The 23,560-nt window shown below is 56.9% G+C and carries 19 protein-coding genes; 9 read left to right on the top strand and 10 right to left on the bottom strand.

Annotated features, from left to right (window positions below):
* The first annotated feature begins 301 nt into the window (after positions 1 to 301).
* Genes purF through carB form a run of 3 tightly spaced genes read left to right on the top strand, consistent with a single transcriptional unit; the run spans position 302 to position 6,004 of the window.
* Entirely contained in the window at positions 302 to 1,741 is a 1,440-nt protein-coding gene (purF, locus tag KQI10_RS09475) for an amidophosphoribosyltransferase (RefSeq protein WP_216567181.1), read from the top strand.
* A complete protein-coding gene (carA, locus tag KQI10_RS09470; RefSeq protein ID WP_216567180.1) occupies positions 1,738 to 2,832 on the top strand; it encodes a glutamine-hydrolyzing carbamoyl-phosphate synthase small subunit in 1,095 nt (364 codons plus the stop codon). Before purF ends, carA begins: the two co-directional genes overlap by 4 nt.
* Entirely contained in the window at positions 2,825 to 6,004 is a 3,180-nt protein-coding gene (gene carB, locus KQI10_RS09465; RefSeq protein WP_216567179.1) for a carbamoyl-phosphate synthase large subunit, read from the top strand. The genes carA and carB overlap by 8 nt, the downstream gene beginning before the upstream one ends.
* Positions 6,005 to 6,040: 36 nt before the next feature.
* On the opposite strand, the gene KQI10_RS09460 is transcribed toward carB, so the two are convergent.
* On the bottom strand, positions 6,041 to 8,092 hold the full coding sequence (locus KQI10_RS09460; RefSeq protein WP_216567178.1) for an LTA synthase family protein: 2,052 nt from the start codon (positions 8,090 to 8,092) through the stop codon (positions 6,041 to 6,043).
* 270 nt (positions 8,093 to 8,362) lie between these two features.
* On the opposite strand from KQI10_RS09460, the gene KQI10_RS11975 reads away from it, so the two are divergent.
* Together KQI10_RS11975 and KQI10_RS09450 are read left to right on the top strand one after the other, a co-directional pair.
* On the top strand, positions 8,363 to 8,707 hold the full coding sequence (locus KQI10_RS11975; protein ID WP_216567184.1) for a hypothetical protein: 345 nt from the start codon (positions 8,363 to 8,365) through the stop codon (positions 8,705 to 8,707).
* Positions 8,655 to 8,969, top strand: a complete 315-nt coding sequence (locus KQI10_RS09450) for a recombinase family protein (protein WP_216567183.1) — start codon at positions 8,655 to 8,657, stop codon at positions 8,967 to 8,969. The genes KQI10_RS11975 and KQI10_RS09450 overlap by 53 nt, the downstream gene beginning before the upstream one ends.
* A gap of 115 nt (positions 8,970 to 9,084) precedes the next feature.
* On the opposite strand, the gene KQI10_RS09445 is transcribed toward KQI10_RS09450, so the two are convergent.
* Positions 9,085 to 11,004, bottom strand: coding sequence for a DUF6273 domain-containing protein (locus KQI10_RS09445; protein WP_216567177.1), 1,920 nt, complete (start codon positions 11,002 to 11,004; stop codon positions 9,085 to 9,087).
* A gap of 11 nt (positions 11,005 to 11,015) precedes the next feature.
* Positions 11,016 to 11,273, bottom strand: coding sequence for a hypothetical protein (locus tag KQI10_RS09440; protein WP_216567176.1), 258 nt, complete (start codon positions 11,271 to 11,273; stop codon positions 11,016 to 11,018).
* A gap of 164 nt (positions 11,274 to 11,437) precedes the next feature.
* Between KQI10_RS09440 and KQI10_RS09435 the strand changes: the two genes are divergently transcribed.
* Positions 11,438 to 11,749, top strand: a complete 312-nt coding sequence (locus KQI10_RS09435) for a helix-turn-helix transcriptional regulator (RefSeq protein ID WP_216567175.1) — start codon at positions 11,438 to 11,440, stop codon at positions 11,747 to 11,749.
* A 428-nt stretch (positions 11,750 to 12,177) separates the two neighbouring features.
* Here the strand turns inward: KQI10_RS09435 and spo0A are convergent, their stop codons facing one another.
* On the bottom strand, positions 12,178 to 12,957 hold the full coding sequence (gene spo0A, locus KQI10_RS09430) for a sporulation transcription factor Spo0A (RefSeq protein WP_216567174.1): 780 nt from the start codon (positions 12,955 to 12,957) through the stop codon (positions 12,178 to 12,180).
* Positions 12,958 to 13,227: 270 nt separating this feature from the next.
* Here spo0A and KQI10_RS09425 point away from each other — a divergent pair, with 270 nt between their 5' ends.
* The 3 genes from KQI10_RS09425 to KQI10_RS09415 all read left to right on the top strand — a co-directional run bounded on the left by KQI10_RS09425 (position 13,228) and on the right by KQI10_RS09415 (position 16,616).
* Entirely contained in the window at positions 13,228 to 14,508 is a 1,281-nt protein-coding gene (locus tag KQI10_RS09425; RefSeq protein ID WP_216567173.1) for a M18 family aminopeptidase, read from the top strand.
* A gap of 225 nt (positions 14,509 to 14,733) precedes the next feature.
* Positions 14,734 to 16,374 carry a putative manganese-dependent inorganic diphosphatase gene (locus tag KQI10_RS09420; RefSeq protein ID WP_216567172.1) on the top strand — a complete coding sequence of 547 codons (1,641 nt, stop codon included), beginning with the start codon at positions 14,734 to 14,736 and terminating at the stop codon, positions 16,372 to 16,374.
* An 11-nt stretch (positions 16,375 to 16,385) separates the two neighbouring features.
* A complete protein-coding gene (locus tag KQI10_RS09415) occupies positions 16,386 to 16,616 on the top strand; it encodes a hypothetical protein (protein WP_216567171.1) in 231 nt (76 codons plus the stop codon).
* A gap of 453 nt (positions 16,617 to 17,069) precedes the next feature.
* Here KQI10_RS09415 and KQI10_RS09410 read toward each other — a convergent pair whose 3' ends face one another.
* The 6 genes from KQI10_RS09410 to rsmG form a co-directional block, all read right to left on the bottom strand.
* Positions 17,070 to 18,431, bottom strand: coding sequence for a DUF4340 domain-containing protein (locus KQI10_RS09410; RefSeq protein WP_216567170.1), 1,362 nt, complete (start codon positions 18,429 to 18,431; stop codon positions 17,070 to 17,072).
* Positions 18,428 to 19,822, bottom strand: coding sequence for a GldG family protein (locus tag KQI10_RS09405; protein ID WP_216567169.1), 1,395 nt, complete (start codon positions 19,820 to 19,822; stop codon positions 18,428 to 18,430). Before KQI10_RS09405 ends, KQI10_RS09410 begins: the two co-directional genes overlap by 4 nt.
* A complete protein-coding gene (locus KQI10_RS09400; protein WP_216567168.1) occupies positions 19,822 to 20,685 on the bottom strand; it encodes an ABC transporter permease in 864 nt (287 codons plus the stop codon). Before KQI10_RS09400 ends, KQI10_RS09405 begins: the two co-directional genes overlap by 1 nt.
* Positions 20,682 to 21,656 carry an ABC transporter ATP-binding protein gene (locus KQI10_RS09395; RefSeq protein WP_216567167.1) on the bottom strand — a complete coding sequence of 325 codons (975 nt, stop codon included), beginning with the start codon at positions 21,654 to 21,656 and terminating at the stop codon, positions 20,682 to 20,684. The genes KQI10_RS09400 and KQI10_RS09395 overlap by 4 nt, the downstream gene beginning before the upstream one ends.
* A 127-nt stretch (positions 21,657 to 21,783) precedes the next feature.
* Positions 21,784 to 22,665, bottom strand: a complete 882-nt coding sequence (locus KQI10_RS09390; RefSeq protein WP_216567166.1) for an aldose 1-epimerase family protein — start codon at positions 22,663 to 22,665, stop codon at positions 21,784 to 21,786.
* A 22-nt stretch (positions 22,666 to 22,687) separates the two neighbouring features.
* A complete protein-coding gene (gene rsmG / locus KQI10_RS09385; RefSeq protein WP_371818398.1) occupies positions 22,688 to 23,398 on the bottom strand; it encodes a 16S rRNA (guanine(527)-N(7))-methyltransferase RsmG in 711 nt (236 codons plus the stop codon).
* Between the last annotated feature and the right edge of the window lie 162 nt (positions 23,399 to 23,560).

Below are 23,560 nucleotides of genomic sequence, written 5' to 3'. Positions count from 1 at the left end.
TAATTTTAATTCGTCCCGAAGGGACACCATAATTGTCAATTGTTCATTGTCAATTGTCAATTTGTTTACTCTGCAAACTCCAATTTGTCCGCCCGCTTTGGCTCGGGCGAAGGAGCACTTCGCGGCCTTTGGCTGATATTTTCATTTGACATTGCCCCTGCCCTGTGCTATAATGCCATGTAATGAGCAAAGGCGCTCGTTTTCTCCGGGAATCGACGGTTTCCGGGGAGAACGGGCGTCTTTTCTTTTTGAAAAGTTCGTTATCTTGCACAAAGATACCTGCAATTTCAAGGAGGCTGTTATGGCAGAACTACACGAAGAATGCGGCGTTTTCGGCGTCTACGTCCCTCAGCGCCAGAACCTTGGGAGCCTGACCTACTATGGGCTGTTTGCTTTGCAGCACCGGGGCCAGGAGAGCTGCGGCATTGTGGTCAATGACGATGGGCTCTTCACCGTCCACAAGGATCTTGGCCTGCTGACCGACGTGTTTGACCGGGAGGAGCTGGACAAGTTTCCCCAGGGCACCATTTCCGTCGGCCATGTGCGCTACGGCACCACCGGCGGCACCAACCGGGCCAACACCCAGCCCATTGTCATCAACCATATGAAGGGCAAAATGGCCCTGGCCCACAACGGAAACCTCAGCAATGCCCTGGCTCTGCGGACGAAGCTGGAGCTGGGCGGCGCGCTGTTCCACGGCACCTCCGATACGGAGATCATCGCATATATCGTCGCCCAGCAGCGGCTGAAGACCCCCTCCATAGAACAGGCTGTTTCAAATGCCATGGACTTTCTGGAGGGGGCTTATTCCGTGGTGCTGATGTCCGCCGCCAAGCTCATCGCCCTGCGGGATCCCAACGGCTTCCGGCCCCTGTGCATGGGGAAACTGCCGGACGGCGGCATCGTCTTCGCCTCGGAGAGCTGCGCTCTGGCCGCCGTGGGCGCACGCTTTGCGCGGGACGTAGAGCCCGGGGAGATCATCACGGTGGACGAAACCGGCATCCGCTCCGACCGCTCCCACTGCGGGACCCGGAGCAGGACCATGTGCATTTTCGAATACATCTACTTCGCTCGGCCGGACTCCGTGCTGGATGGGGTGGGCGTCCACGAAGCCCGGAAGCGGGCGGGACGCATTCTGGCAAAGCGGCACCCGGTAGAGGCGGATCTGGTGGTGGGCGTGCCGGACTCCGGTCTGGACGCGGCCCTGGGCTACAGCGAGGAATCCGGCATACCCTTCGGCCAGGGTTTTCTCAAGAACCGCTATGTGGGACGGACCTTCATCTCCCCGGGGCAGGACAACCGGGTAGATCTGGTGCGGCAGAAGCTCAGCCCCATCGTCTCCGAGGTCCGGGGCAAGCGCATTGTGCTCATTGACGACTCCATCGTCCGGGGCACCACCAGCGGGCAGATCGTGGGTCTTCTCCGGGAGGCCGGGGCCAAAGAGATCCATATGCGCATCTCTGCCCCGCCCTTCCGGAACCCCTGCTACTACGGCACGGACATCGACTCCCGGGAGCACCTGATTGCCTGCCGGCACAGCGTGCCGGAGATTGCCCGGATCATCGGTACGGACACTCTGGGGTATCTTCCCATGGAGGACCTGAAGGAGCTGATCGGCTGCAGCGATTACTGCGACGCCTGCTTCAGCGGCAACTACCCTACGGAGATCCCGGAGAGCTTTGAAAAAGACCATTTTGAGGCTCCGCTGTCCCGGCGGAAGCCGAAAGGAGAACGCAAATGAGAGAATGGAACCGCAAGCTGGTGCTGGAGGACGGCAGCGAATACTATGGTTACGGCTTCGGAAGCAGTGTGGACCGGGTCTGTGAAATCGTCTTCAACACCTCCATGTCCGGCTATCAGGAGATTGTTTCCGACCTGAGCTATACGGACCAGATGGTGGTCATGACTTACCCGCTCATCGGCAACTACGGCATGGCCGAGGACGACTACGAGTGCAAATTCCCCTCCATCGGCGGCCTGTGCTGCTATGACTACAACGACACCCCCTCCAACTTCCGCTGGGTGAAGACCCTTTCCGAATCTCTGGAGGAATACAATATCCCCGGCATTTCCGGCATCGATACCCGGAAACTCACCCGGAGCATCCGGGACCTGGGCTCCCGGCGGGTGCTGATCACATCTCCCGATACGCCGGTGGATAAGGCTCTGGAAATCATCGCCGCCACCCCCGTGCCCCACGATGCCGTGTCCCGGGTCAGCTGCAAAAAGCGGTGGTATTCCCGGACGGCGGACGCCAGATACAACATCGTCGCCATCGACTGCGGCATGAAGCTGAACATTGTCCGCTCCCTGAACCGCTGCGGCTGCAATGTGACCGTGGTGCCCTACAACACCAGCGTGGAGGAAATTCTCTACATGAAGCCCGACGGGGTGTTCCTGTCCAACGGCCCCGGAGATCCCACGGATGTGGTGGAGGTCATTGAGACTGTGAAGGCTCTCCGGGGAAAAACGCCCATTTTCGGCATCTGTCTGGGCCATCAGATTCTTTCCCTTGCCTACGGCGGCGAGACTTATAAGCTGAAATTCGGCCACCGGGGCGGCAACCACCCGGTAAAAAACCTGCAAACCGGAAAAATCGAGATCACGTCCCAGAACCACAGCTATGCCGTGGTGCCGGAAAGTCTGGAAAACACGCCTTTGACCGTCACCCACATCAACCTTCTGGACAACACCGTAGAGGGCGTTGCCTGCGGAGAGGACCGGGCCTTCTCCGTCCAGTATCACCCGGAGAGCGCCCCCGGGCCTCAGGACAGCCGCTATCTGTTCCGGCAGTTTATCCAGCTCATGGAGGAGGGAAAGCACCATGCCTAAAAGAACCGACATCAAAAAGGTGCTGGTCATCGGCTCCGGCCCCATCGTCATCGGCCAGGCCGCCGAATTCGACTATGCAGGCACCCAGGCCTGCCTTGCCTTAAAGGAGGAGGGCTACCAGGTGATTCTGGCGAACTCCAATCCGGCAACCATTATGACGGACACCACCATTGCGGACAAGGTCTATATGGAGCCCCTGACGCTGGAATATCTGGCGCGTATCTGCCGCTATGAGCGGCCGGACGCCATCGTTCCCGGCATCGGCGGCCAGACGGGTCTGAACCTTGCCATGCAGCTGGCCAAAAAAGGTGTTCTGCGGGAGTGCGAAATTGAGCTTCTGGGCACCAGCGTGGAGAGCATCGAGGCGGCGGAGGACCGGGAACTGTTCAAGGAGCTGTGCGAAAAAATCGGAGAGCCGGTGGTTCCCTCTCAGATCACCTATTCCATTGCGGAGGCTGTGGAGGCAGCGAAGAAAATCGGCTATCCCGTGATTCTGCGGCCCGCCTTTACTCTGGGCGGCACCGGCGGCGGCTTTGCCGACAGCGAAGAAGAGCTGAAGGCCATGATGAAAACCGCCCTGGCCCTGTCCCCCGTCCATCAGGTGCTGGTGGAGAAAAGCATCAAGGGCTACAACGAGGTGGAATACGAAGTCATCCGGGATGGAGCGGATACGGCAATCACCGTCTGCAATATGGAGAACATGGACCCCGTAGGCATCCACACCGGCGACTCCATCGTCGTGGCCCCAAGCCAAACCTTAACCAACAAGGAATACCATATGCTCCGGGACAGCGCCCTGAAAATCATCCGGGCGCTGGACGTGAAGGGCGGGTGCAATGTGCAGTTCGCCCTGGACCCCCATTCCTTCCGGTATTATGTCATTGAGGTGAATCCCCGGGTATCCCGGTCCTCGGCCCTGGCCTCCAAGGCCTCCGGCTACCCCATTGCCCGGGTCTCCGCCAAAATCGCCGTGGGCATGAATCTGGACGAGATCAAACTGGCCAATACTCCCGCCTGCTTCGAGCCGGCGCTGGACTATGTGGTGACCAAAATGCCCCGGTTCCCCTTCGACAAGTTCCCCACGGCCTCCAATTTTCTCTCCACCCAGATGAAGGCCACCGGCGAAGTGATGAGCGTGGGCCGCTGCTGGGAGGAAAGCCTGCAAAAGGCCATCCGCTCTCTGGAGGACGGGGCCTATGCCCTGCGGATTCCCAAATTCACCGACTGGTCGGACGTGTCCCTGCTGGACTACGCCGCCAAAGGCCCCTCGGACCGGCTGTACGCTCTGGGAGAGCTGCTGTACCGGGGCATGGACCCGGCGCGGATCTGCGACGCCACGGCCATCAGCATCTTCTTCCTGAGCAAGCTGAAAAACATCACCCAGTTTGAAAAGGAACTGGAGGAAAATCCCCGGAGTCTGCCCCACCTGAAGCAGGCCAAGGCCATGGGCTTCTCCGACCGGCGGATCGCCGCCCTGTGGCGCACCGATGAAAAAGAGATCTACGAAACCCGCTGCCGGGAGAATATCTTCCCCGTGTACAAGATGATCGACACCTGCGCCAGTGAGTTTGAGAGCTATGTGCCCTATTTCTACTCCACCTACGCTCAGGAAAACGAATCCATCGTCACGGACCGGAAGAAGATCCTTGTTCTGGGCTCCGGCCCCATCCGCATCGGCCAGGGCGTGGAATTTGACTACTCCACCGTCCATGCCCTGCGGACCATCCGAAGGGCGGGGTACGAGGCCATCGTCATCAACAACAACCCGGAAACCGTCTCCACGGACTACACCGCCGCGGACAAGCTGTATTTTGAGCCTTTGACCACCGAGGACGTGATGAACATCATCCATCTGGAAAAGCCCCTGGGGGTCATTGTCTCCCTGGGCGGCCAGACGGCGGTGAATCTGGCCCAGAGCCTTTCCGACCGGGGCGTGAACATCATCGGCACGGACTGTGCTGCCATTGAGAAGGCCGAAAACCGGGACGCCTTTGACGCGGTGATCAAGGCCCTGCGCATCCCCAACCCCAAGGGAGAGGCCGTGACGGATATCGAGGCCGGTGTGGCCGCCGCCGCCCGGATCGGCTATCCGGTGCTGGTGCGGCCCAGCTTCGTGCTGGGAGGCCGGGCCATGGAGATTGTGGCCAACGAGGAGATGCTGCGGCGGTATCTGCGCAGCGCCGTGGAAATCGACGAGAAGCGCCCGGTGCTCATTGACCGCTACATCGTGGGCAAGGAGGTGGAGGTGGACGCCATCTGCGACGGCGAACAGGTGTTCCTGCCCGGCATCATGGAGCTGGTGGAGCGCACCGGCGTCCACTCCGGCGACTCCATCTCCGTCTATCCGCCCTACAGTCTGACGGCGGCGGTCAAGGACCGGATCGCGGACTATACGGAAAAGCTGGGTCTCGGCATCGGCATCAAAGGGCTGTTCAATATCCAGTTTATTGTGGATAAGAAGGGCGATGTGTATATTATTGAGGTCAATCCCCGGGCATCCCGCAGCGTGCCCTTCCTCAGCAAATCCACAGGGGTGAATCTGGTGGAAATCGCCACCAGGGTCATGCTGGGGCAGAGCCTTGCCCAGCAGGGCATACAGGAACTGCGGCTGCCGGAAAAGCCCATCTGGTACGTCAAGGCCCCGGCCTTCTCCTTCGCGAAGCTGGGGGGCATGGACACCTATCTGTCCCCGGAGATGAAGTCCACCGGCGAGGCCATCGGCTATGACCGGAAGCTGAACCGGGCGCTGTACAAGGCCCTGCAGGCCTCCGGCATCAAGATGAAGGAATACGGCACGGTGATCGTCACTCTGGCGGACGAGGACAAGGAGGAGGGCCTGCCGCTGGCAAGGCGCTTCTATCAGATGGGCTTCAACATCGAGGCCACCGAGGGCACCGCGGCTTTTCTGAAAAAGCACGGCATCCGCACCCGGGTCCGCCGGAAGCTCAGCGACGGCAGCAACGAGATCCTGACCTCCATCCAGACCGGCTTCGTCAGCTATATCCTGAACACCCGCTCCATCTTCTCCCGGGAGCACTACGACGACGGCCGGGCCATCCGGGAGTGCGCCGTCCGGAACGGCGTTAATACCTTCACCTCCCTGGACACCGCCCGCATCGTTCTGGACGCTCTGGAGGAAGTCATCCCGGAGATCCATACGATTGACGAATGAATGAAAACCGCCGCCCGGTTCGGGCGGCGGTTTCGGTTATGGCAGGATTCCTTTCTCTTCCAGATACCCCGCCAGCCAGGTGAAATAGCCGCGGTCGCGGACCTGGGCGGAATAGCTGCACTTGTTGCGGACCAGTTGGGAGACATAATCGATGTAATCCTGATCCGCGGTCTGGCCCTCTGCCGGGGTGAATACGCCCTCGGAGGCATCGTATGTTCCCCGGTCGGTTTTCCATTGGTAGCTGGGCCAGAACACCAGCGGCATTTCCTCGGAGAATACGTCCCGGCCCACCAGCAGACGGGAATCATAGGGGACGCCGAAGAGATTGGAAAGCGTGGGCAGAATGTCCAGACTGTACACCGGGTCGTCCACCTGAATGTTCTTCCCCTCCAGACAGCCGCTCCAGATGATAAGCGTGCTGCGGTCCCGGATAAAGGGCGTCAGCTCATCCACACCCAGCAGCTCGCAGAGGTAATTCCGGTTGGTCTTCCATGCGGCGCTGCGTTCCAGACCGTAGGGGTAGTGGTCCGGGCTCAGGACGATCACGGTATCGTCCGCGATCCCCGCCTTCTCCAGCTGCTCCACCAGAGAGGCCATGGCCTTTTCCAGCTCCAGTTGGGAAGCCAGATAGCACTTCACCTGCTCGCTGCAGGGAAGATCCTTGACGGCATCGTAGTTCTTCCGGGCCTGAGCGTTTTCCTGCAGGCTGTAGCCGCAGTGGCCGGAGACGGTCATATAGTAAATGCTGAAGGGCTGATGGTCAATATAGTCCGGCACCGTGATATCCATCATTTCCAGATCGCTCTCCGGCCACTCCTCCGTCAGACCCTCCAATCCCTGATAGCGGGCAATAAAGCGGTCGTAGCCCAAATGGGTGTGGGTGCGGTTCCGGTTGTAGAAGTCCGCGTAGTGGTTGTGATAGGCGGCGGAATAATATCCCTCCCGCTGCAGCTGGCTGCCGATGGTCAGAAACAGGGGCTGCTCAATGGCCATGCTCATGCACATACCCTTGGTGGTGGGGACCAGACCCACCACATTGGAAAATTCTCCCGTAGTGGTGCTGCCGCCCCAGGCGGGCTGGTAGTAGTCCGTAAAGCGGATGCCCTGGGTGGCAAGGCGGTAGAGCGTGGGCGTTCGTTCCGGGTCGATGGCCTGGGTCGTGAAAGCCTCCGCCGTTATCAGAATCAGGTTTTTCCCTTTGAAGAGGCCGGTATACCGGTTTTCTCTGGCGGGGGTCAGAGCGGCCAGATAGGCGTTGATCTGCCTGACGGCGCTGTAGGGATTCTCGTTTTCCAGCGTCTCAAAATCCAGGCCCTCGATCTGATGGAAGCCGTATTCCGGCGTCTGGGCAGGTTCCGTTTCCCGGGAATCCTGTTCCGCGGGCCGGGTCTGGGGCGGCTGGGTCGTTACAGGAGCAGGCACCTCCAGTTCCAGCTGATCCTGCGCGGAACCGCTGCCCCGGACAGCTTCCAATGTGATGCCCATATGCAGGCCAAAGGCCCGGATGGCCTCATCAAAGCTGTAGGCTCTGTCCAGTTTATCCCGGTCTGTTTTCCCAAAGCAGACCAGACCATAGCCCAGTCCGTAGCCAGCAAGGATTGCCAGCGCAAGCACAGCCCGGGTCCCCCGGCCCACGGGGACGGGCCTGGCGAAAACAGCATAGAGGATCACCGGAAGCAGCATCAGCAGGATACGCCAGGCTCCCGCCAGGATCAGGCTCAACGCCACGCCCGCAAAATCCGTGGCAACGCCCTTCGCTCCCCCCAGCATCATGCCGGGGGACATATAATTCTTATAGGCGTCCACACAGAAGAATTCCGCCAGATAGAATACGCAGAGCAGGAAGTTCAGGGCAAACGTCACCCACTTGCCCCACCTTTTTCCGTCAAACAGGCTGTTCAGCAGCCCCGCAAGGCCGCCGAAGCCCAAAGAGAAGGCCAGCACGGCGCCAAAGCGCAGCGGTTTCAGATTTTCCGTTGTCCAAAGATGCAGCAGCAGCTCACAGTATACCGCCATCCCCGCCGACAGCAGCCAACCCGGCACCGGCACGCTCCCCACTTTTTCTCGGACACGCGCGGATAAACGCATAAAATGTCCCTCCATTCCATTTTACGCAACTATAGCACAGATGTCTCCATTGCGCAAGAGTTTCCATAACACTTTGCTTTGATTTTCGTAAATCTTAATAACTTCAAAAGAAACCGCGCTCCGCCCTGCTGTGAACGCTACCTGTCAAGCGGAAAGGAAAAAGCCAGACTATTTCTGTGGCTTCGATGGCAACCGGTATGATTTTTGAAGCGTCCTCGGGGAAGGGGCACTTCATGCATAGTGTCCGGGGAAAATTTTTTTGGAAGGCTTTTGAGTATCTCCCATTTTCGGCAGTTGTCGAAAGCATTGGCGAAAACCGGCGTTATTTCCGCTTCTTTGGGCGTAGAAAATTCCACAGTCTTTCCGATTCCGGTCAGACTGTGGAATTTCTTTTCAGTACTGCGCCGCCTCGGCGCTCTTGAGCTGGAGCTGCAGGCGAGCCGCGATCAGGGCGATAAGTTTGGAGTTCGTAGGTTTCCCCTTGATGTTGCTCACGGTGTAGCCAAAGAATCTTTACGGGGTGTTGCCGGTATTGCAGGAGAAGCAACTGCGCCTTGTGATTATGGGGTCAATCACCCCGGACTGCCGCAGCGGGCAGCCGGACCCTATGAGTGAGGCGTTTTTGCAAATGGCGGGCGTATTCAGTCAATTAGAGCTGTCTATGATACGAATGCGTGTACGGTCTGGAATGACGAACGCAAGAGCCAAAGGGAAGCGGATTGGAAGGCCGCAGGTTACGGTTGAGGATTTGCCCGGTGCTTTTCTGCGGCATTATCCGGCGTATCAGAAGGGGGCGCTAAATGTCTCTGAACCGGCAAGGGTTTGCCGGGTCAGTAGAACGACGGTGTATAAGTATATTTCTCTTTTGGAAGCGTAACAACAGGGAGGCCACTAGGCCTCCCCGCTTTGCTGTTTAGGGAAGCATTATCGCATATGTCGTCTATCACCATTCCATAGTATTTCATATGTGATAACCTCCAGCAAATAAATTATTATATTTTCAGCTTATCCAGGTCAATCCACAAAGCAGGACGAACATCTTCACCTTCGCAGATATCACTTCCCCCGTAACTGAGACCTGAACCAACGTAATAAGTGCAAACACAAAATGATGCACTTCCGGGTGTCCGTAGCCACCAAGAAGAGTAATTTCCGTATTTATCAGGGGTTGATCCCCTGGCAATTGCATAGTCTGTAGCAATACCCCTACTAACAGCACCATAACCTCTGCTCTCTATCTGTGTTTCATATTCTATGTTGCTCAATAAAAACACCCTGTCCTGAGTGTCATTACCAATAGTTTTGTTATATTTATAATACTTTGGGTTTTTGTTAGCAGAAACTGTCACTGTAAGGATCAACTCTTTTTCTGCGGAGGAGAAAGTGGTGTCCAAGAAAGTGCTATTCAACCAGTTCCGAAGGGAACAAGTTTCCCACGTATTGCCTTCACCAGTTTGATCAAACGGCAAGTGATCCAGCGCAAACGTACTAATTAGAAACACCCTATTACCTTTTCTATCCAGAACCTCCCAGCTGACATCCTCTTTTCCGTTTGAGGTGTCATTGTCTTGTTCATAAGCTCCGAGAATTACATACGATCCACGTTTGGCGGCTTTAATTCTATCGATATTGATTTGAAGTCGGAGTTCCCCTGCCTTTTCAGCGCTGTCCTTATAGCTGTCCAATTTCTTAAATACTCCATATGCTTCCTCGATGCTGCCGTTGTTCATTAAGGAAATTGCTGTATTATACTCCCTATCAAGCTCTATCTCAAGGATTGACGTTTGGCATGCAATTATCTGTTCAGCACTTTCCCTATACCCATTCAACGCCTCAAATGCTGCAATTGCTTCTTCGTATTTTCCCTTATCCTTTAGGGCAACTGCCTCATTGTATCTTCTGTCAAGAATTGCGGTTTTACAGCTAAGAACCTTTTCTGAACTATCGCTGTATCCATTTAATTCTTCGAAAGCCGCAATTGCTTTTTCGTATTCTCCGTCCTCCATCAGAGCAACTGCAACACGATATTCGCAAAGAGCTATCTGATCTTCGCTATCCTTATAGCCATCCATGGCTTCAAAAGCGGCAATGGCATCCTCATATTGTCCTGCTTCCATGAGGGAAACTGCGTTATTATATTTCCCATTTGGAATGATTACAGTATCCAGCACGATGAAAAATGCAATTACCGCCGCCACAACAGGAACCACAATTGCCACAGCTTTCATTGTCTTCCTGGCGCTCTCTCGTGCCGCAGCCGCTTCTTTTTCTGCCTGTTCCCGTTCCCTAATCAGCCGCTGATCCTTGTGTTCTTTTAGGGCATCCAAATCAATGCCCCTCAATTCACAAATAGCCTTCCGACAGGCATGGCACGCCTTTTCCTCCCGGCGATTCACAGCCCCGCAGACGCAATGCCACAAATCTTTATGCTCCAGAAAGAAATTTTTAGCCCCACTTCCGTATTCCATCCGGAACTGTTTGGCCATTTCACTGTCCAGCCGGGAAGTCAACGCCTCCGGTTTTTTCAATGCCTCCCACGTTGCATCATTGACATTCCAAACAGAATTGTCTGTGAAAATAACTTCTACCACCGCAGCACTGAAGGAGCGGGTCGTTATATCCGGCATTGGAATGGCGGATTTGCTGCCAAAATCTGTATCCCGGGTGCTGTTCAAATCCAAATACTCGTAACGAATGGCTTCTCCCAAGGGTTTCCCCATCGTATTCAAAGGGAAAATGGAAACAGTAGCCGCTTTGATTGTTTTAGGGTTTATATTGCACAATTTCATTTGAGCAATAATTCGTCCTGTCTTGTTATCCTTCAGCAATGCCCCCGCAGCAATGACCACCGGCGAACCTTCCGCGTAGAGGTTTTCCGTTAAAGAAAAAAGCTTGCTATACCGTTCACTCATGGCTGGCCTCCTTAAAGGTCAGGGAGTTCGTCAGAAATTTCCATCTTTTTACTTGTGTTCTCCTTAACATTTTGCAGCAAATCAATGATTTCGCCCAATGCGAAAATGAAAAAGCTGGCAATCAGGACAGCCGCAAAAATAAACCACGCCACCATCGCACCCAATTCTTTGTTAAGCTGCAATGCAAGAACAGCCCCAGCCGCAGCATTCAAGTAGGCGTATACCTGCAAAATTCTAGCAATAACATTATCGGATTTTAACGGATTCATATTTTCCCCTCCATAAATAGTTTATAAAATGTCGTTTATCAGCATTTCGACATCTTATAAGCAATAATAACATTTTATAAAGTTTGTGTCAATGATTATAGCGTTTATAAAAGTGCTATGTGATTAAATTATGTTTTATGCTATACGGGAAAGGGGCTGACCGTATGGATATTCAATTCGTTCGTGACCGCATTACGCAACTCAGGCTCCAAAAGGGCATATCGGAATACAAAATGAGTTATGACCTGGGCCATAGCAGAGGATATATCAATAACATTTCGTCTGGGAAAACATTGCCATCCATGACAGAGTTCTTCGCCATTTGCGACTATTTTGGAATCACACCCGTTGAGTTTTTCGACACACAGCAGATTAATCCGAAACTTTCCAGAGAAACATTAGCACTTCTATCACAATTAGATGAAAGTGACCTTGCTTTGACGCTCACAAACATAAAGCGTCTGTTGAGAAAGTAACTCCACAAAAGTATTCACCATAGAGTTTCAAAATTCCCTGTGAAGGCCGCGCAAGCTATAACGCACCCCTTTTCTCCCCGTCCAAAAATATGAATTTCTCCAATCCCTCCTTGAAAAAGCCGTCACCATAAGCCCCTGCCAAATGCGGCATGGCTCTCCAAAAGCTGGACCTTGCGAAAAGCTTTTTGCTATGGCTGACTGACCAGAATTTTTGACAGATGCATCGTCTGTATTCAGTCTACATCTTTCCGCACGAAAAAACAATTAACTGGCTGCATAGTATCCGGGGAAAATTTTTTTAGAATGCCTTTACCCCTGGTTTTCGACAATTGTCGAAAACCTTGGCGAAAACCGGCGTTATTTCCGCTTCTTTTGGCGCAAAAAATTCCACAGTCTTTCCGATTCCGGTCAGACTGTGGAATTTCTTTTCAGTACTGCGCCGCCTCGGCGGACTTGAGCTGCAATTGAAGCCTGTCCGCAATGAGGGCAATAAACTCACTATTGGTGGGCTTTCCTTTGGTATTGCTCACGGTATAGCCGAAGAAGCTCTGCAAGGTGTCCAGGTCTCCCCGGTCCCAGGCTACCTCGATGGCGTGGCGGATGGCCCGTTCTACCCGGCTGGGGGTGGTCTGGAAGGTTTTGGCCACCTGGGGGTAGAGGACCTTGGTGATGGCGTTGATCACGTCCATGTCGTCCACGGCGATGATGATGGCCTCCCGCAGATACTGGTAGCCCTTGATATGGGCGGGGACGCCGATCTCATGGATGATGTTGGTGACCATGGTCTCGATATTGGTCTTGTCCGTGCGGCGGGGCGCCGGATACCGGGGGCTCTCCCCTCCCCGGATTTCCTCCAGGCGCTCCACCAGCACATTCATATCGCAGGGCTTCAGCATCAGGTAACGCACACCCAACCCGGCAGCCGCCGCGGAGACATAGCCTGTAACAAAGGCCGAGGTGGCCAGGGTCACTGGTTTACGGTCCAGATTGCTGACCGCCTTCAGGACGCTGATACCATCCTGCTTGCTGAGCATCAGATCCAGCACCAGCACTTCCGGCTTCCTCTCCTGAATCAGCCGAATGGCCTGTTCCCCGTCGCCCGCCGTCCCCACCACCTGGAAGCCGTCCGCGCGCTGCAGCGCCGATGTCAGAGCGCCGCAGAATTCCTCCGAACTATCCGCAATCAACACGGTTGTTTGATGATCCATACTAACCTCTCCTGTCCACTTGAAAATAACCCCAAGAGCGGCGGGCCCCGCCGCGTGCGACATGATTAATTTAGCACAAAGGTCTCCGTTTTGCAAGGCTGTTTCCCAACATTCGCTCGTTCCATTTCGACCTATTCTCAGAAATTTAAGCAAAATCCGGAATGTTTTCATTGGTTTTCGACATTTTGTCGCTGAAAATGCGTGGATTGACGGGAAGGGCAAGACGTTGTAAAATAATTTCGACAATTTCATGTGAAAGGAAGATTTCCCATGCTGGATAAAACCAAGGCCCTCTGCGCCTTTCTGAATGCTTCTCACAGCCAATATCACGCCCGCCGGTATCTGACGGACATTCTGGATTCCCAGGGCTACACCGCCCTGCGGGAGGCCGACGAGTGGACGCTCACGCCCGGTGGAAAATATTATGTAACCCGCGGCGGCAGCGCCGTTCTCGCCTTCCGGGTGCCGGAGGGGGAGGCTCTGGGCTTCCTCATCAGCGCCGCCCACACGGACCGCCCCGCCTTCAAGCTGAAGGAAAACGGGGAGATTGAGGGCGTTTGCCCCCGGCTGGCCGTGGAGCGTTACGGCGGACAGCTGCTGGCCCCCTGGCTGGACCGGCCCCTGAGCGTAGCCGGGCGGGTGCTGGTGCAGACCGAGAAGGGCGCCGAAAGCAGGCTTCTGGACATTGACCGGGATCTGCTGCTGATCCCCAACGTGGCCATCCACATGAACCGTCAGGCCAACGACGGCTACAAGTGGAACCCCGTTACTGACGTGCTGCCTCTGCTGGCCTCCCCGGAGAGCAAGGGCAAGTTTACGGAAATGCTGGAAAAAGAGGCCGGCGGCAAGATCCTGAGCCATGACCTGTTCCTGTACATCCGTCAGAAAGCCAGCGTCTGGGGTCTGGACGAGAGTTTCCTGTCCTCCGCCGCTCTGGACGATCTGGAATGCGTCTGGGGCTGCTTCCAGGGCTTCCTGCGGTCCTCCACCGGTCATTCCATTCCCCTGTTCGCCGCTCTGGACAGTGAAGAGGTGGGCTCCTGCTCCCCACAGGGCGCGGCTTCCACCCTGCTGCGCCAGACCATTTCCCGGATTGCCCGGGCCCTGTCCCTGGACGAGAACCGGCTGCTGGCCCAGTCCTTCCTGGTCAGCGCTGACAACGCCCACGCCCAGCATCCCAACCACCCGGAGCTTGCGGACAGCGGCAACGCCCCCAGGATGGGCGGCGGCATCGTCATCAAGTTCAACGCCAATCTGCGCTACTGCACCGACGGCCTCAGCGCCGCGATCATGCGCACCGTATGCCGGAAGGCCGGAGTTGCCAGTCAGGATTACTACAACCGCCCGGACATTCCCGGCGGCAGCACTCTGGGCTGCATTTCCATCGGTCAGGTCAGCGTGCCCACGGTAGACATTGGCCTTGCCCAGCTGGCCATGCACAGCTGCTATGAAACCGCCGCCGTCTCCGACGCCATCGCCCTGGAGGACGCCATGACGGTATACTTCGGCTCCACACTGCGCAGGACAGAGGATAGCTTTATCTTGGAATAATAAAAAGGCTTCCCCTGGGGGAAGCTGTCGCGGCCCAGAGGGCCGTGACTGATGAGGGGCGGAACAGAGTAAAACGCGGCACTGCCCCGGCAGAAAAATTCTGTTTTCAGGAACCTAATTGCTTAGATTTCTCCGCATCCGTTCTGCGTCCCGCCCCTCATCCGTCTCGGCTTCGCCGAGCCACCTTCCCCCAAGGGAAGGCCTGACATACCAAGGAGGTAAACCATGAAGAAAACCCCCATCTACATTACCGGGCATCAGCATCCGGATACGGACTCTGTGGCCTCGGCCATTGCCTACGCGTTCTTCAAGCGCTCTCTGGGTACCCCGGCGGTGCCCTGCTGCCTGGGGAAGCTGAACGTGGAGACCAGATATCTGCTCTCCCGGTTCCATTTTCATGAGCCTCAGCTGCTGACGGACGCCCGGATCACCGTAGGCGAGGTTGCCATGGATCCGCCAACCTCCATTACCCCGGACACCACCATTTTTGAGTGTTTGCAGCAGATGCAGCAGGGAAACCGGACCTACTGCGGCGTGGTGGACGAAACCAACAGGCTCATCGGCATGGTCACAAAATCCGATATTTCCGTCATCGGCCTGTACGATACCGCCCGGTCTATTGCCATTATGGCCCAGACGCCTCTGGAAAACATCCGCAAGACCCTGGACGGCAAGGTCATCTACGATGACGATGCCATGGCGCTCAACGGCAAGGTCAGCGTCGTTGCCATGACTGAGGCCTCCCGGCTGAAAAACTATGAGGTGGAACACCGCATCGTCATCTGCGGCAGCGACCCGGAGGCCCAGAAGCAGGTCATCCGACAGGGTGCGGGGCTGCTGGTGGTGGTCTGGGCGGACGGCATCCGGGAGGATGTGGTGGAAGAGGCGAAAAAGCAGCATTGTCCCATTGTCATCTCCGGCCATGGGGCCATGAATACCACCCGTTACATCTACTTTGCCCCCTCCGCCAAGGCCATCATGAAGCGGGAGCTGGTGCGCTTTACCAACACCGAGCTTGCGGAGGACGTGAGCCGGAAGATGCTCCAGAGCCGCTACCACGTCTACCCCGTAACAGACGCCGACGGACATCTGACAGGCTATGTGTCCCGGTATCACATCATGCAGGCCCCCAGCAAAAAGCTGATTCTGGTGGACCACAACGAGTTTTCCCAGTCCGTCCGGGCCATTGAAAAGGCGCAGGTACTGGAGGTCATCGACCACCACCGGATCAACGACTTCTCCTCCCAGTACCCAGTCCAGTTCCGGAACGAGATTGTCGGCTCCACCTGCACCATTGTGGCCACCATCTTCCGGGAGAATCAGATCCCCATCCCCGTGGACCTGGCAGGACTCATGCTGGGCGCCATTCTTTCGGACACTCTGAATTTCCACTCCCCCACCACAACGGAAAAGGACCGCACCACCGCCAACATTCTGGCGGCGATCGCGGACCTGGATGTGGAGGAATTTGCCTCGGAGATGTTTACCGCCACCGCCTCCAAGGTAGATTCCAGCCCATCGGAGCTGATCAAGACGGACATGAAAATCTTCGAGGTCTACGGCTGCAAGCTGTCCATTTCCCAGGTGATTCTGGCCTCTCTGGAGGATCTGCATTTGGAGGCCGTGGATATTCAGGCAGCTCTGGACAAGTTCGCGGAAAAGAAGGACCTGGATCTGTCCGTGCTGGCCTTTACCAGCATTCAGGACAACGGCTCCGTGCTTTACTTCGGCGGCAACCGCACCGCCTGGGGCAAGGAGGCCTTCCCGGAAGGCCCTGAGGGCGAACACACCTTCCACGAGGGACTTCTCTCCCGCAAGCAGCAGCTGCTGCCCCAGCTGACGAAGGTCATTGAGAAATACGCGTAAGGAGGTCAGCCATGGCCGAATACGAGCTTGTGCACGAAATTCAGAATCTCTGCCGCAACAACCAGATGCGGGATGTGTTCATTGAAGAGGTCGCCTGCGACGATCCCGTGGCCTATGTCCGGAACCGATTGAAGGGCAAACAGGTCGAGCTGACCGTAGACGCCCAATCCGCCGGGTCCATGACCATCCACACGGTCACAGACGGGCTGATGGAGAAGTTCCTGTTTACGAAAATCGAGTAAGACCCAGGTCTGAATGTCCGCCAGAATATCTATCAACTTTAGCACCGCACTCATTTTTGCAAAATATTACTGTAGCCCCCAAATTTTATTGCAATTCGCAAAATCTTGTGCTATGCTATTACCGGTGCTACCAGTACCACGGTAGGCGGTTCTCCCTCGATTCCTTTCGGGGGTGATGTACTTCTTTGCCCCCCAATCGAAAGAAAAGGGGGTGGCAATTATGGTTACATGGCAGGATTTTTTCGCATTCTGTATGGTCATAATCGCGGTTATCTCCTTGGTTCGCCAAGAAAATGACAAATAAAACGAAGTAACCGCCCATCCTAGCCCGATAGCGGTTACTTCGTTGTAAACGATATGGGCGGAACCGTCTACCGGTAGCACCCTCCGTGTCTATACTATACCCCAGATTTTCTTTTTTGTCAACAGCCCCGGCGGGGCTGTTGTTTTTTCTTACCCCAGTAAAATTTCGTTCAGGGCCTCAATCAGTTCCACAGCCTGGGTTCTGGGGAAGTAACACAGGCTTTGGCCGTCCACCTGGGCCAGACATTGGGTGCCGTCCAGGCGGTAGAGTGTGATGGTCACGCTGTCGGTGCCCTCCCGGTTCAGGTGGACCGTCAGGGTCAGCTCCTGCCTGCCCGTGGGGGCAGCGGCGGTGAATTCGTCGGCGGTCATGCTCTCCAGAGCCACCCGCACCTCGGAGAGGTCCACTTCCGTGCCGTTCAGCATCCAGACGGCTTCCTTGTCCTCACTGTCCTCGGGCACGCCATAGGTGAATTCCGTGGTAATGCCGTCCAGGGTCACGGTCAGGCTGTCCGCCTGGGCAAAGTCGGCGCAGAACACCCGCTGGTGCCGCAGGTCGTTATAGTCGCAGGCAATCAGCTTGTCATAGGTATCGCCGTCGATGCGGTAGAGAATGGGGCTGTCCCCTACCCGGGCGTAGGCCTGGCCCGGCTCGTCCTCGCTCTTGTCCGGTTCCTTGCCAAGGTGCAGGGTGAAGGTCTGGGTCCCCGCGTCCTCCTCGTCGGTTGTATAGGTCACGGTGACGGTTTTGGCGGGGGTATCCAGATAGCAGTCCTTCAAATCCTGCTCCGTAGCGCTGTAGGTTACATAATCCGTCAGCTCCAGAATTTGCAGCTTCCGGATGTAGGAATCCACCCGGTCCGTATCCAGCGCCGCGCCGTCGGCATCCCGGAAGTACACATCATCGTCATTCAGGCTGCCGCCGTCCTCGTCTCTCGAATAGCTGTCCCCGTCGGAGACGGAGATATTCTCCACCGTGACGGTCTCCGGGAGTGCCGCATCCTGCCGGATCAGGCCGGAGAGATCCGTATTGAATTCCTCCAGCGGGTCATGGCTCAGCAGATACACATTGCCGTCGCCCAGAGAGGCATAGCGCTGGGAATCCATCTGGCTGTAGTCGCCCAGCTGAATCTCGGCGGTCTGCTCCCCCTGGGTCAGGGTAATGGTGCAGATGGGGCTTGTCAGGCCGTACTGGCCGTAGTCCTCCACTTCTTCAATGGTGAAGGCCGCGCCCATGGAGGCGAACTGGCTGAGCAGATCCGCCATCTTTTCCTCGTCTACGGGGAACGCCTCGTCCGCCTCGTAGACCCAGCCGCCGTCTTCCTTCCGGAAGGCGTAGCTGCTGCCGTCATAATCCCAGCTGACGGAGTCGATTTCCTTCATTTCCAGCACGGTGGCCGGGGTGTTTTTGATGATCTCCTTGTGCTCCTCCCGCTTCATCACGGCGAAGGTCAGGGCGCTGACCGCAATCAGCACCCCCAGCAGGAGCGCAAGCCGCTGCCGCTTTTTCATCGCTGCATCCTCCTCTTTTCCAGAACAGTAACCACGCCCATGGCCAGGTAGCACAGGGGCACCAGACCGATCATGACCAGCTTGATGGTGGACGCGGCGGATTCGCTGATGGTCAGATAATTATAGTTCAGGGACTTGCTGCGGATGGACATGGCCTGCCGGTCTCCCATGAGCGCGGACAGGGCGTTCATGACCATGTCGTTGTTGGCCCCGGAGGAATAGGCGTTGTACATATCGTCCAGCAGGTAAGACGAGGTGAAGAAAATGATCCGGCCGCTGCTGTGATCCTGAATGTCCACGCCCAGAGAGAAGGGGCCGTCAATGTCGCCGTCCTCTTTTTCATAGGTGGTCTGCTGATAGCCGGCGATCTTGCTGTAGGCGCTGTCCGTCGTATTCAGCAGGGAAACGGCGCTGTCGCCGGAAATATGCAGGCCCGCGGCAATGGGCACGATGGCCATGTAGTTCTTCTCCGCCAGAGGGGCGGTGATGTCGCTGTCCCCCAGGTCGGGCAGCAGGACGTAGGGGGCCTGGAAGGCGTAATGGCTCCGGTCACCCTCGCTGACGATGCCCTGAACGGCGGAAACACCGTAGTCAGACAGGATGCCGTACAGATTGGTCAGTTCCCCATCCGCCACAGGCCCCGCCAGAATGAGCAGCTTGCCGCCGGACTTTACATACTCGGAGAGCATTTTCGCCTCTTCCCCGGAGATATCCGAAGCTGGGGCGTGAATCATCAGCGCCGCGGCATCCTCGGGAATTTCGTCCACGTTCAGCAGGGACAGGGACTCCGTCTCCACGTTTTCCTTTTCCAGCTGGCTTGCGAAGGTATCCGGCAGGGCCGTCTCGCCATGGCCCTCCAGGGTGTAGAGGATGGGCAGCCGGGTGCTGACCACATAGTCGATGGCGGAGGTAATGGCGCCCTCGCCGTCGAAGGAGGTGGTGTAGGAATAGGAGTAGGCGCTGCCCTGGGATACATAGATATCGGAATAAGGCACATAGCGGTACTTCTCTCCGGAGACCACCACCAGAGAGTTGTTGCTGACGGTCTCATCGGTGTACTGCCTGGCAAAGGCGGGGTACACATCCGGATTTCGCTTCACCACTTCGATATGATCCGACAGGCTCTCATATTTGGCAAGCAGGTTGTCAATGACATCGTCCTCCTTGCCGGACTGGACGATCCAGTAAATGGTCACGTCCTGCTCCAGCGCGTTGACCACGGCCTTTGTATTGCTGGTAATGGAATAAAGCTTTGAGGAGCTGATATCCAGCTTGGTCAGATTCGCGGGCAGAGCCCCGGCCAGCAGGTTCACCACCACCAGCAGCGCCAGCACAATACAGGTCAGCACGATGGCATAGCTGCCGCCCCTGAACGCAATGTTCTTTTTCATCAGTTATACCTCCGTTTCTCCATGGACTGCACAGCCAGGAACAGGAAGAAGACGGTCACAGACAGGAAATACACAACGCCCGTCAAATCGAATACCCCGTTGACAAACACGGAGAACCGGGAAAACAGGGACAGGGTCTTCATGATGTCCGGCAGCAGTCCTTCCAGAGCGGTCCCATCCAGAGCGTAGACGCCGATCAGCGCCGCCAGCAGCACCAGACCCACGGCAATGGACAGCATATCGTTCCGGGTCAGGGCCCGGATAATCAGCCCCAGACAGACGATCAGCACGGCGAAGGTCACCAGAGACCCCACCGCCGTGGAGGACACATACTCCGACAGGCTGACGGAATAGTAGTTCAGCAGGAGTGCCCCGATGCCCAGCCCCGCCGCCAGACCCTGATTGTCCGTCAGGGAGCTGAGAAACACGCCCACGGCAATCAGCGCCGCGCCCAGCAGGAAAAAGGCGAACAGCGAGCCGTAGGCCGTAGGCAGGTACACCTCGCCAAATTGGGCGAACAGCAGAGGATACAGCGCCACAAAGCACAGCGGAATCAGAAATACCAGCAGCAGCGCCGCGTACTTGCCCAGAATCACCTGGGTGGTGGAGATGGGCAGCGCATAGAGCAGCTGATCCGTCTTCTGCTTCCGCTCCTCGGAAAGGGTCCGCATGGTCAGCACGGGGACGATGACCACGAAGACAATGGAGGCGAAGTTCAGTACGAACTCAAAATTGCTCACCGCGGATTGCAGATTGTACAGCATGGAGCCGATGCCGATAAACAGCAGCAAAAAGGCCCCGAAGACATAGGCCGTCATGGAATCGAAATACTGCCGCAGCTCGTGTTTGAATACCGCTTTCATGCCTCTTCCTCCTTTTCCGCCGTCTTCTCCGGCGCTTGCTCAGGCGTTTCCGCCAGCTCCAGAAATACGTCCTCCAGATCCGCTCTGGCGATCCGCAGCTCCGCCAGAGGCACATTGGCCCGGGCGAAAGCCCCGAACACCTTCTCCGTCAGGCCGTAGCCGCCGGAGCCGGAGAGGGTCAGGCTGGTATAGCCGTCGGCATCGGCAGAAGCGGACAGAACGCTGCTGCCCGCCACAGTCTGCACGATCTCCCGGAGCTTCTCCTCCCCGGCCCTGGCCGTCAGCCGGATCTGCTGGGCGGAGCGCAGCTGTTTTTCCAGATTTTCCGGGGTATCAAAGGCCACAAGCCGCCCTCTGGCGATCATCAGGACGCTGTCGCAGACGGTCTGGACCTCGGAAAGGATGTGGGAACTGAAAATCACGCACCTGTCCCTGCCGAGCTCCCGGATGAGATTCCGGATATCCAGAATCTGAATGGGATCCAGGCCCACGGTAGGCTCGTCCAGAATGACCACCTGCGGGTCCCCCAGCAGGGCCTGCGCAATGCCGACGCGCTGCCGGTAGCCCTTGGAGAGGGCGCCGATGCGCTTATGCTTCACATCCTCGGTGCCGGTTTTTGCCAGAGCGTCCGAAACCTGCGTCTCCAGCTCTTCGCCTCTCAGGCCCTTGGCCTCGCCCACGAAATGCAGATACTCCCAGGGACTTTCCTGCATATACACCGGAGGCTGCTCGGGCAGATAGCCGATGCGTTTCTTTGCCTTTTTCGGCTCCTCCAGAATATCGAAGCCGCCCACGGTGATCTTGCCCTCTGTGGGAGACAGGCAACCGGTGAGCATATTCAGGGTGGTGGATTTGCCCGCGCCGTTGGGGCCCAGGAAGCCATAGACGCCCTTGTCCCCGATCTCAAAGGACAGATCCTTCACCGCCTGGTTGCTGCCGTACCATTTGGTCAGGTGTTCCACTTGAATCATACGTTTCCTCCTCGTCCGGGCGGGAGATCCCCGCCCATGATTTGGGAACAATAATAGCGCCCCAAACTGAAAGAACACTGAAAGTTTGGGGCGCTGAATTATGAACTTTTCGTAAAAAAGGGACTGTTTATCTCTGGAACCGGGTCCGCAGGGTGGTGGACCAGCTTTCGCCGGGGGCCAGAATGGCGGCGGCAGGCTTCTCCGTCCATTCCGTAGAGCCGCGCTCGGGGCTGGGCAGGCTGTGCCATGGCTCAATGCAGACGAACTTCGGATCCCCGCCGGGCATGCTCCACAGCAGGGTATAGGGGAAGTTCTCAATATTGCACACAACGGCCCGGCCGGTGCCCTTCTCGTACAGGCCCAGGGTTCTGGAGGTCAGGTTCGTCATGCAGTGGCTGTCGTTGGCGAAGAGGGCTTCGCACACGGGCAGGGCAATGATATTCGTACCCAGATAGTAGAAGTTGCCGTGCATCAGGCCGTGGGGCAGGTTGTTGATGCACAGGGGAGACTCCATTTTCTCAAACCGCAGCTCATAATCGTTCAGCGTATGCTTGTCGTCAAAGGGCACGGTAAAGCCGGGGTGGTAGCCAATACCGAAGGGCATCTCCTCCTGATCATTGTTCTCCACAGTCAATGTGTGGCACAGGGTGTCCCCCGCCAGAGCAAAGGTGGAAACCAGCCGGAAAGCATAGGGGAAGCGCGCCATGGTCTCGGGATTGCTCTCCAGAGCCAGCACCAGTTTTTCAGGGGTCCGGCTGACCAGAATCGTCTCCATCTCCCGGGCGAAGCCGTGCTGTTTCGCCTCAAAATCCCGGCCCTTGGCGTGGATCACGCCGTCCGTGACCTTGCCGCAATGGGGGAACAGCACCGGGGCATGGTAGCCCCATACGGTGGGATCCGCCTGCCAGATGTGCTCCACGCCGTCGCACTTGCGCACCAGACTCACCACTTCCGCGCCGCGGCTGGCTACCGTCAGCTTCAGATATTCGTTTTCAAGAATGTACTCCATGATCTATCCTCCCAGATTTTCATTACAGCGGGCTTTGCTTGATCTTTGCGTAGCGCCGCGGATAGCGGGCCGGGGTGGGCGAAACCTTTTTCAAAAGAATCACCGCGTGGTCCGCTCCGTCCACGTCAAAATGGGTCACGGACTCCAGCTTCAGGCCCAGCATTTTCATGGCATTTTTGCACTCGTCCAGCTCCTCCTGAGCGGCGGCGCCCTTCAGGGCCGCCACATAGCCGCCCACCTTGACATAAGGCGCCAGCAGCTCCAGCAGGATATTCAGCCTTGCCACCGCCCGGCTGGACGCCGCGTCATAGCTTTCTCTCCTGTCCGCCACAGCCTCCTCCGCCCGAGCGGTGATACACCGGGCGGATATGCCCAATTGGGGCAGAATCTCCTCCAGCCAGGCAACCCGTTTGCCCAGACTGTCCAGCAGGGTCACTTCCGTCCGGGGGCTGGCGATGGCAATGGGCACCCCGGGGAACCCCGCGCCGCAGCCCACATCGATGAGCCGTTTGCCCTCCAGATCCAGACAGGCGGTAAGGGTCAGGCTGTCCAGCAGGTGGAGTTTGGCCACCTGGGCAGGCTCCGTAATAGCCGTCAGATTCATGACCTTATTCTGCTCGATGACCGCCTGACCGAAGGCGCAGAGGGCATTTACGGTTTCCTCCGGCAGCTCCGGCCGAAACCCGGGCAGCCCGGCAAGCAGGGCCGCTTTCATTTCCTGATCGATTTGCACGTTCGTTGTATCTCCTCAATTTCACTTTTTGCTTTGCGTTGCAGCCCTGTCTGTCCGTGGGCTGGGCCCCTCCGGGGGCCCCTTTCTTGTCCCGCCAAGAAAGGGGGAAAGAATGCGGCTTAAGGGAGGCGCTGACCGCTGCTTGCTCCCGCCGCAGAGCCG

The organism is Pseudoflavonifractor sp. MSJ-30, assembly GCF_018918045.1.
Classification (GTDB): Bacteria; Bacillota; Clostridia; order Oscillospirales; family Oscillospiraceae; genus Faecousia.
Note: the sequence above shows the minus strand (reverse complement) of the source record. Positions and strands in the feature narration are given on the sequence as shown.

What these genes read in the sequence shown, in the direction of transcription:
- purF (WP_216567181.1), top strand. Translation starts at nt 302, where the DNA reads ATGGCAGAACTACACGAAGAATGCGGCGTTTTCGGCGTCTACGTCCCT.
- carA (WP_216567180.1), top strand. Translation starts at nt 1,738, where the DNA reads ATGAGAGAATGGAACCGCAAGCTGGTGCTGGAGGACGGCAGCGAATAC.
- carB (WP_216567179.1), top strand. Translation starts at nt 2,825, where the DNA reads ATGCCTAAAAGAACCGACATCAAAAAGGTGCTGGTCATCGGCTCCGGC.
- KQI10_RS09460 (WP_216567178.1), bottom strand. Translation starts at nt 8,092, where the DNA reads ATGCGTTTATCCGCGCGTGTCCGAGAAAAAGTGGGGAGCGTGCCGGTG.
- KQI10_RS09450 (WP_216567183.1), top strand. Translation starts at nt 8,655, where the DNA reads ATGGGGTCAATCACCCCGGACTGCCGCAGCGGGCAGCCGGACCCTATG.
- KQI10_RS09445 (WP_216567177.1), bottom strand. Translation starts at nt 11,004, where the DNA reads ATGAGTGAACGGTATAGCAAGCTTTTTTCTTTAACGGAAAACCTCTAC.
- KQI10_RS09440 (WP_216567176.1), bottom strand. Translation starts at nt 11,273, where the DNA reads ATGAATCCGTTAAAATCCGATAATGTTATTGCTAGAATTTTGCAGGTA.
- KQI10_RS09435 (WP_216567175.1), top strand. Translation starts at nt 11,438, where the DNA reads ATGGATATTCAATTCGTTCGTGACCGCATTACGCAACTCAGGCTCCAA.
- spo0A (WP_216567174.1), bottom strand. Translation starts at nt 12,957, where the DNA reads ATGGATCATCAAACAACCGTGTTGATTGCGGATAGTTCGGAGGAATTC.
- KQI10_RS09425 (WP_216567173.1), top strand. Translation starts at nt 13,228, where the DNA reads ATGCTGGATAAAACCAAGGCCCTCTGCGCCTTTCTGAATGCTTCTCAC.
- KQI10_RS09420 (WP_216567172.1), top strand. Translation starts at nt 14,734, where the DNA reads ATGAAGAAAACCCCCATCTACATTACCGGGCATCAGCATCCGGATACG.
- KQI10_RS09415 (WP_216567171.1), top strand. Translation starts at nt 16,386, where the DNA reads ATGGCCGAATACGAGCTTGTGCACGAAATTCAGAATCTCTGCCGCAAC.
- KQI10_RS09410 (WP_216567170.1), bottom strand. Translation starts at nt 18,431, where the DNA reads ATGAAAAAGCGGCAGCGGCTTGCGCTCCTGCTGGGGGTGCTGATTGCG.
- KQI10_RS09405 (WP_216567169.1), bottom strand. Translation starts at nt 19,822, where the DNA reads ATGAAAAAGAACATTGCGTTCAGGGGCGGCAGCTATGCCATCGTGCTG.
- KQI10_RS09400 (WP_216567168.1), bottom strand. Translation starts at nt 20,685, where the DNA reads ATGAAAGCGGTATTCAAACACGAGCTGCGGCAGTATTTCGATTCCATG.
- KQI10_RS09395 (WP_216567167.1), bottom strand. Translation starts at nt 21,656, where the DNA reads ATGATTCAAGTGGAACACCTGACCAAATGGTACGGCAGCAACCAGGCG.
- KQI10_RS09390 (WP_216567166.1), bottom strand. Translation starts at nt 22,665, where the DNA reads ATGGAGTACATTCTTGAAAACGAATATCTGAAGCTGACGGTAGCCAGC.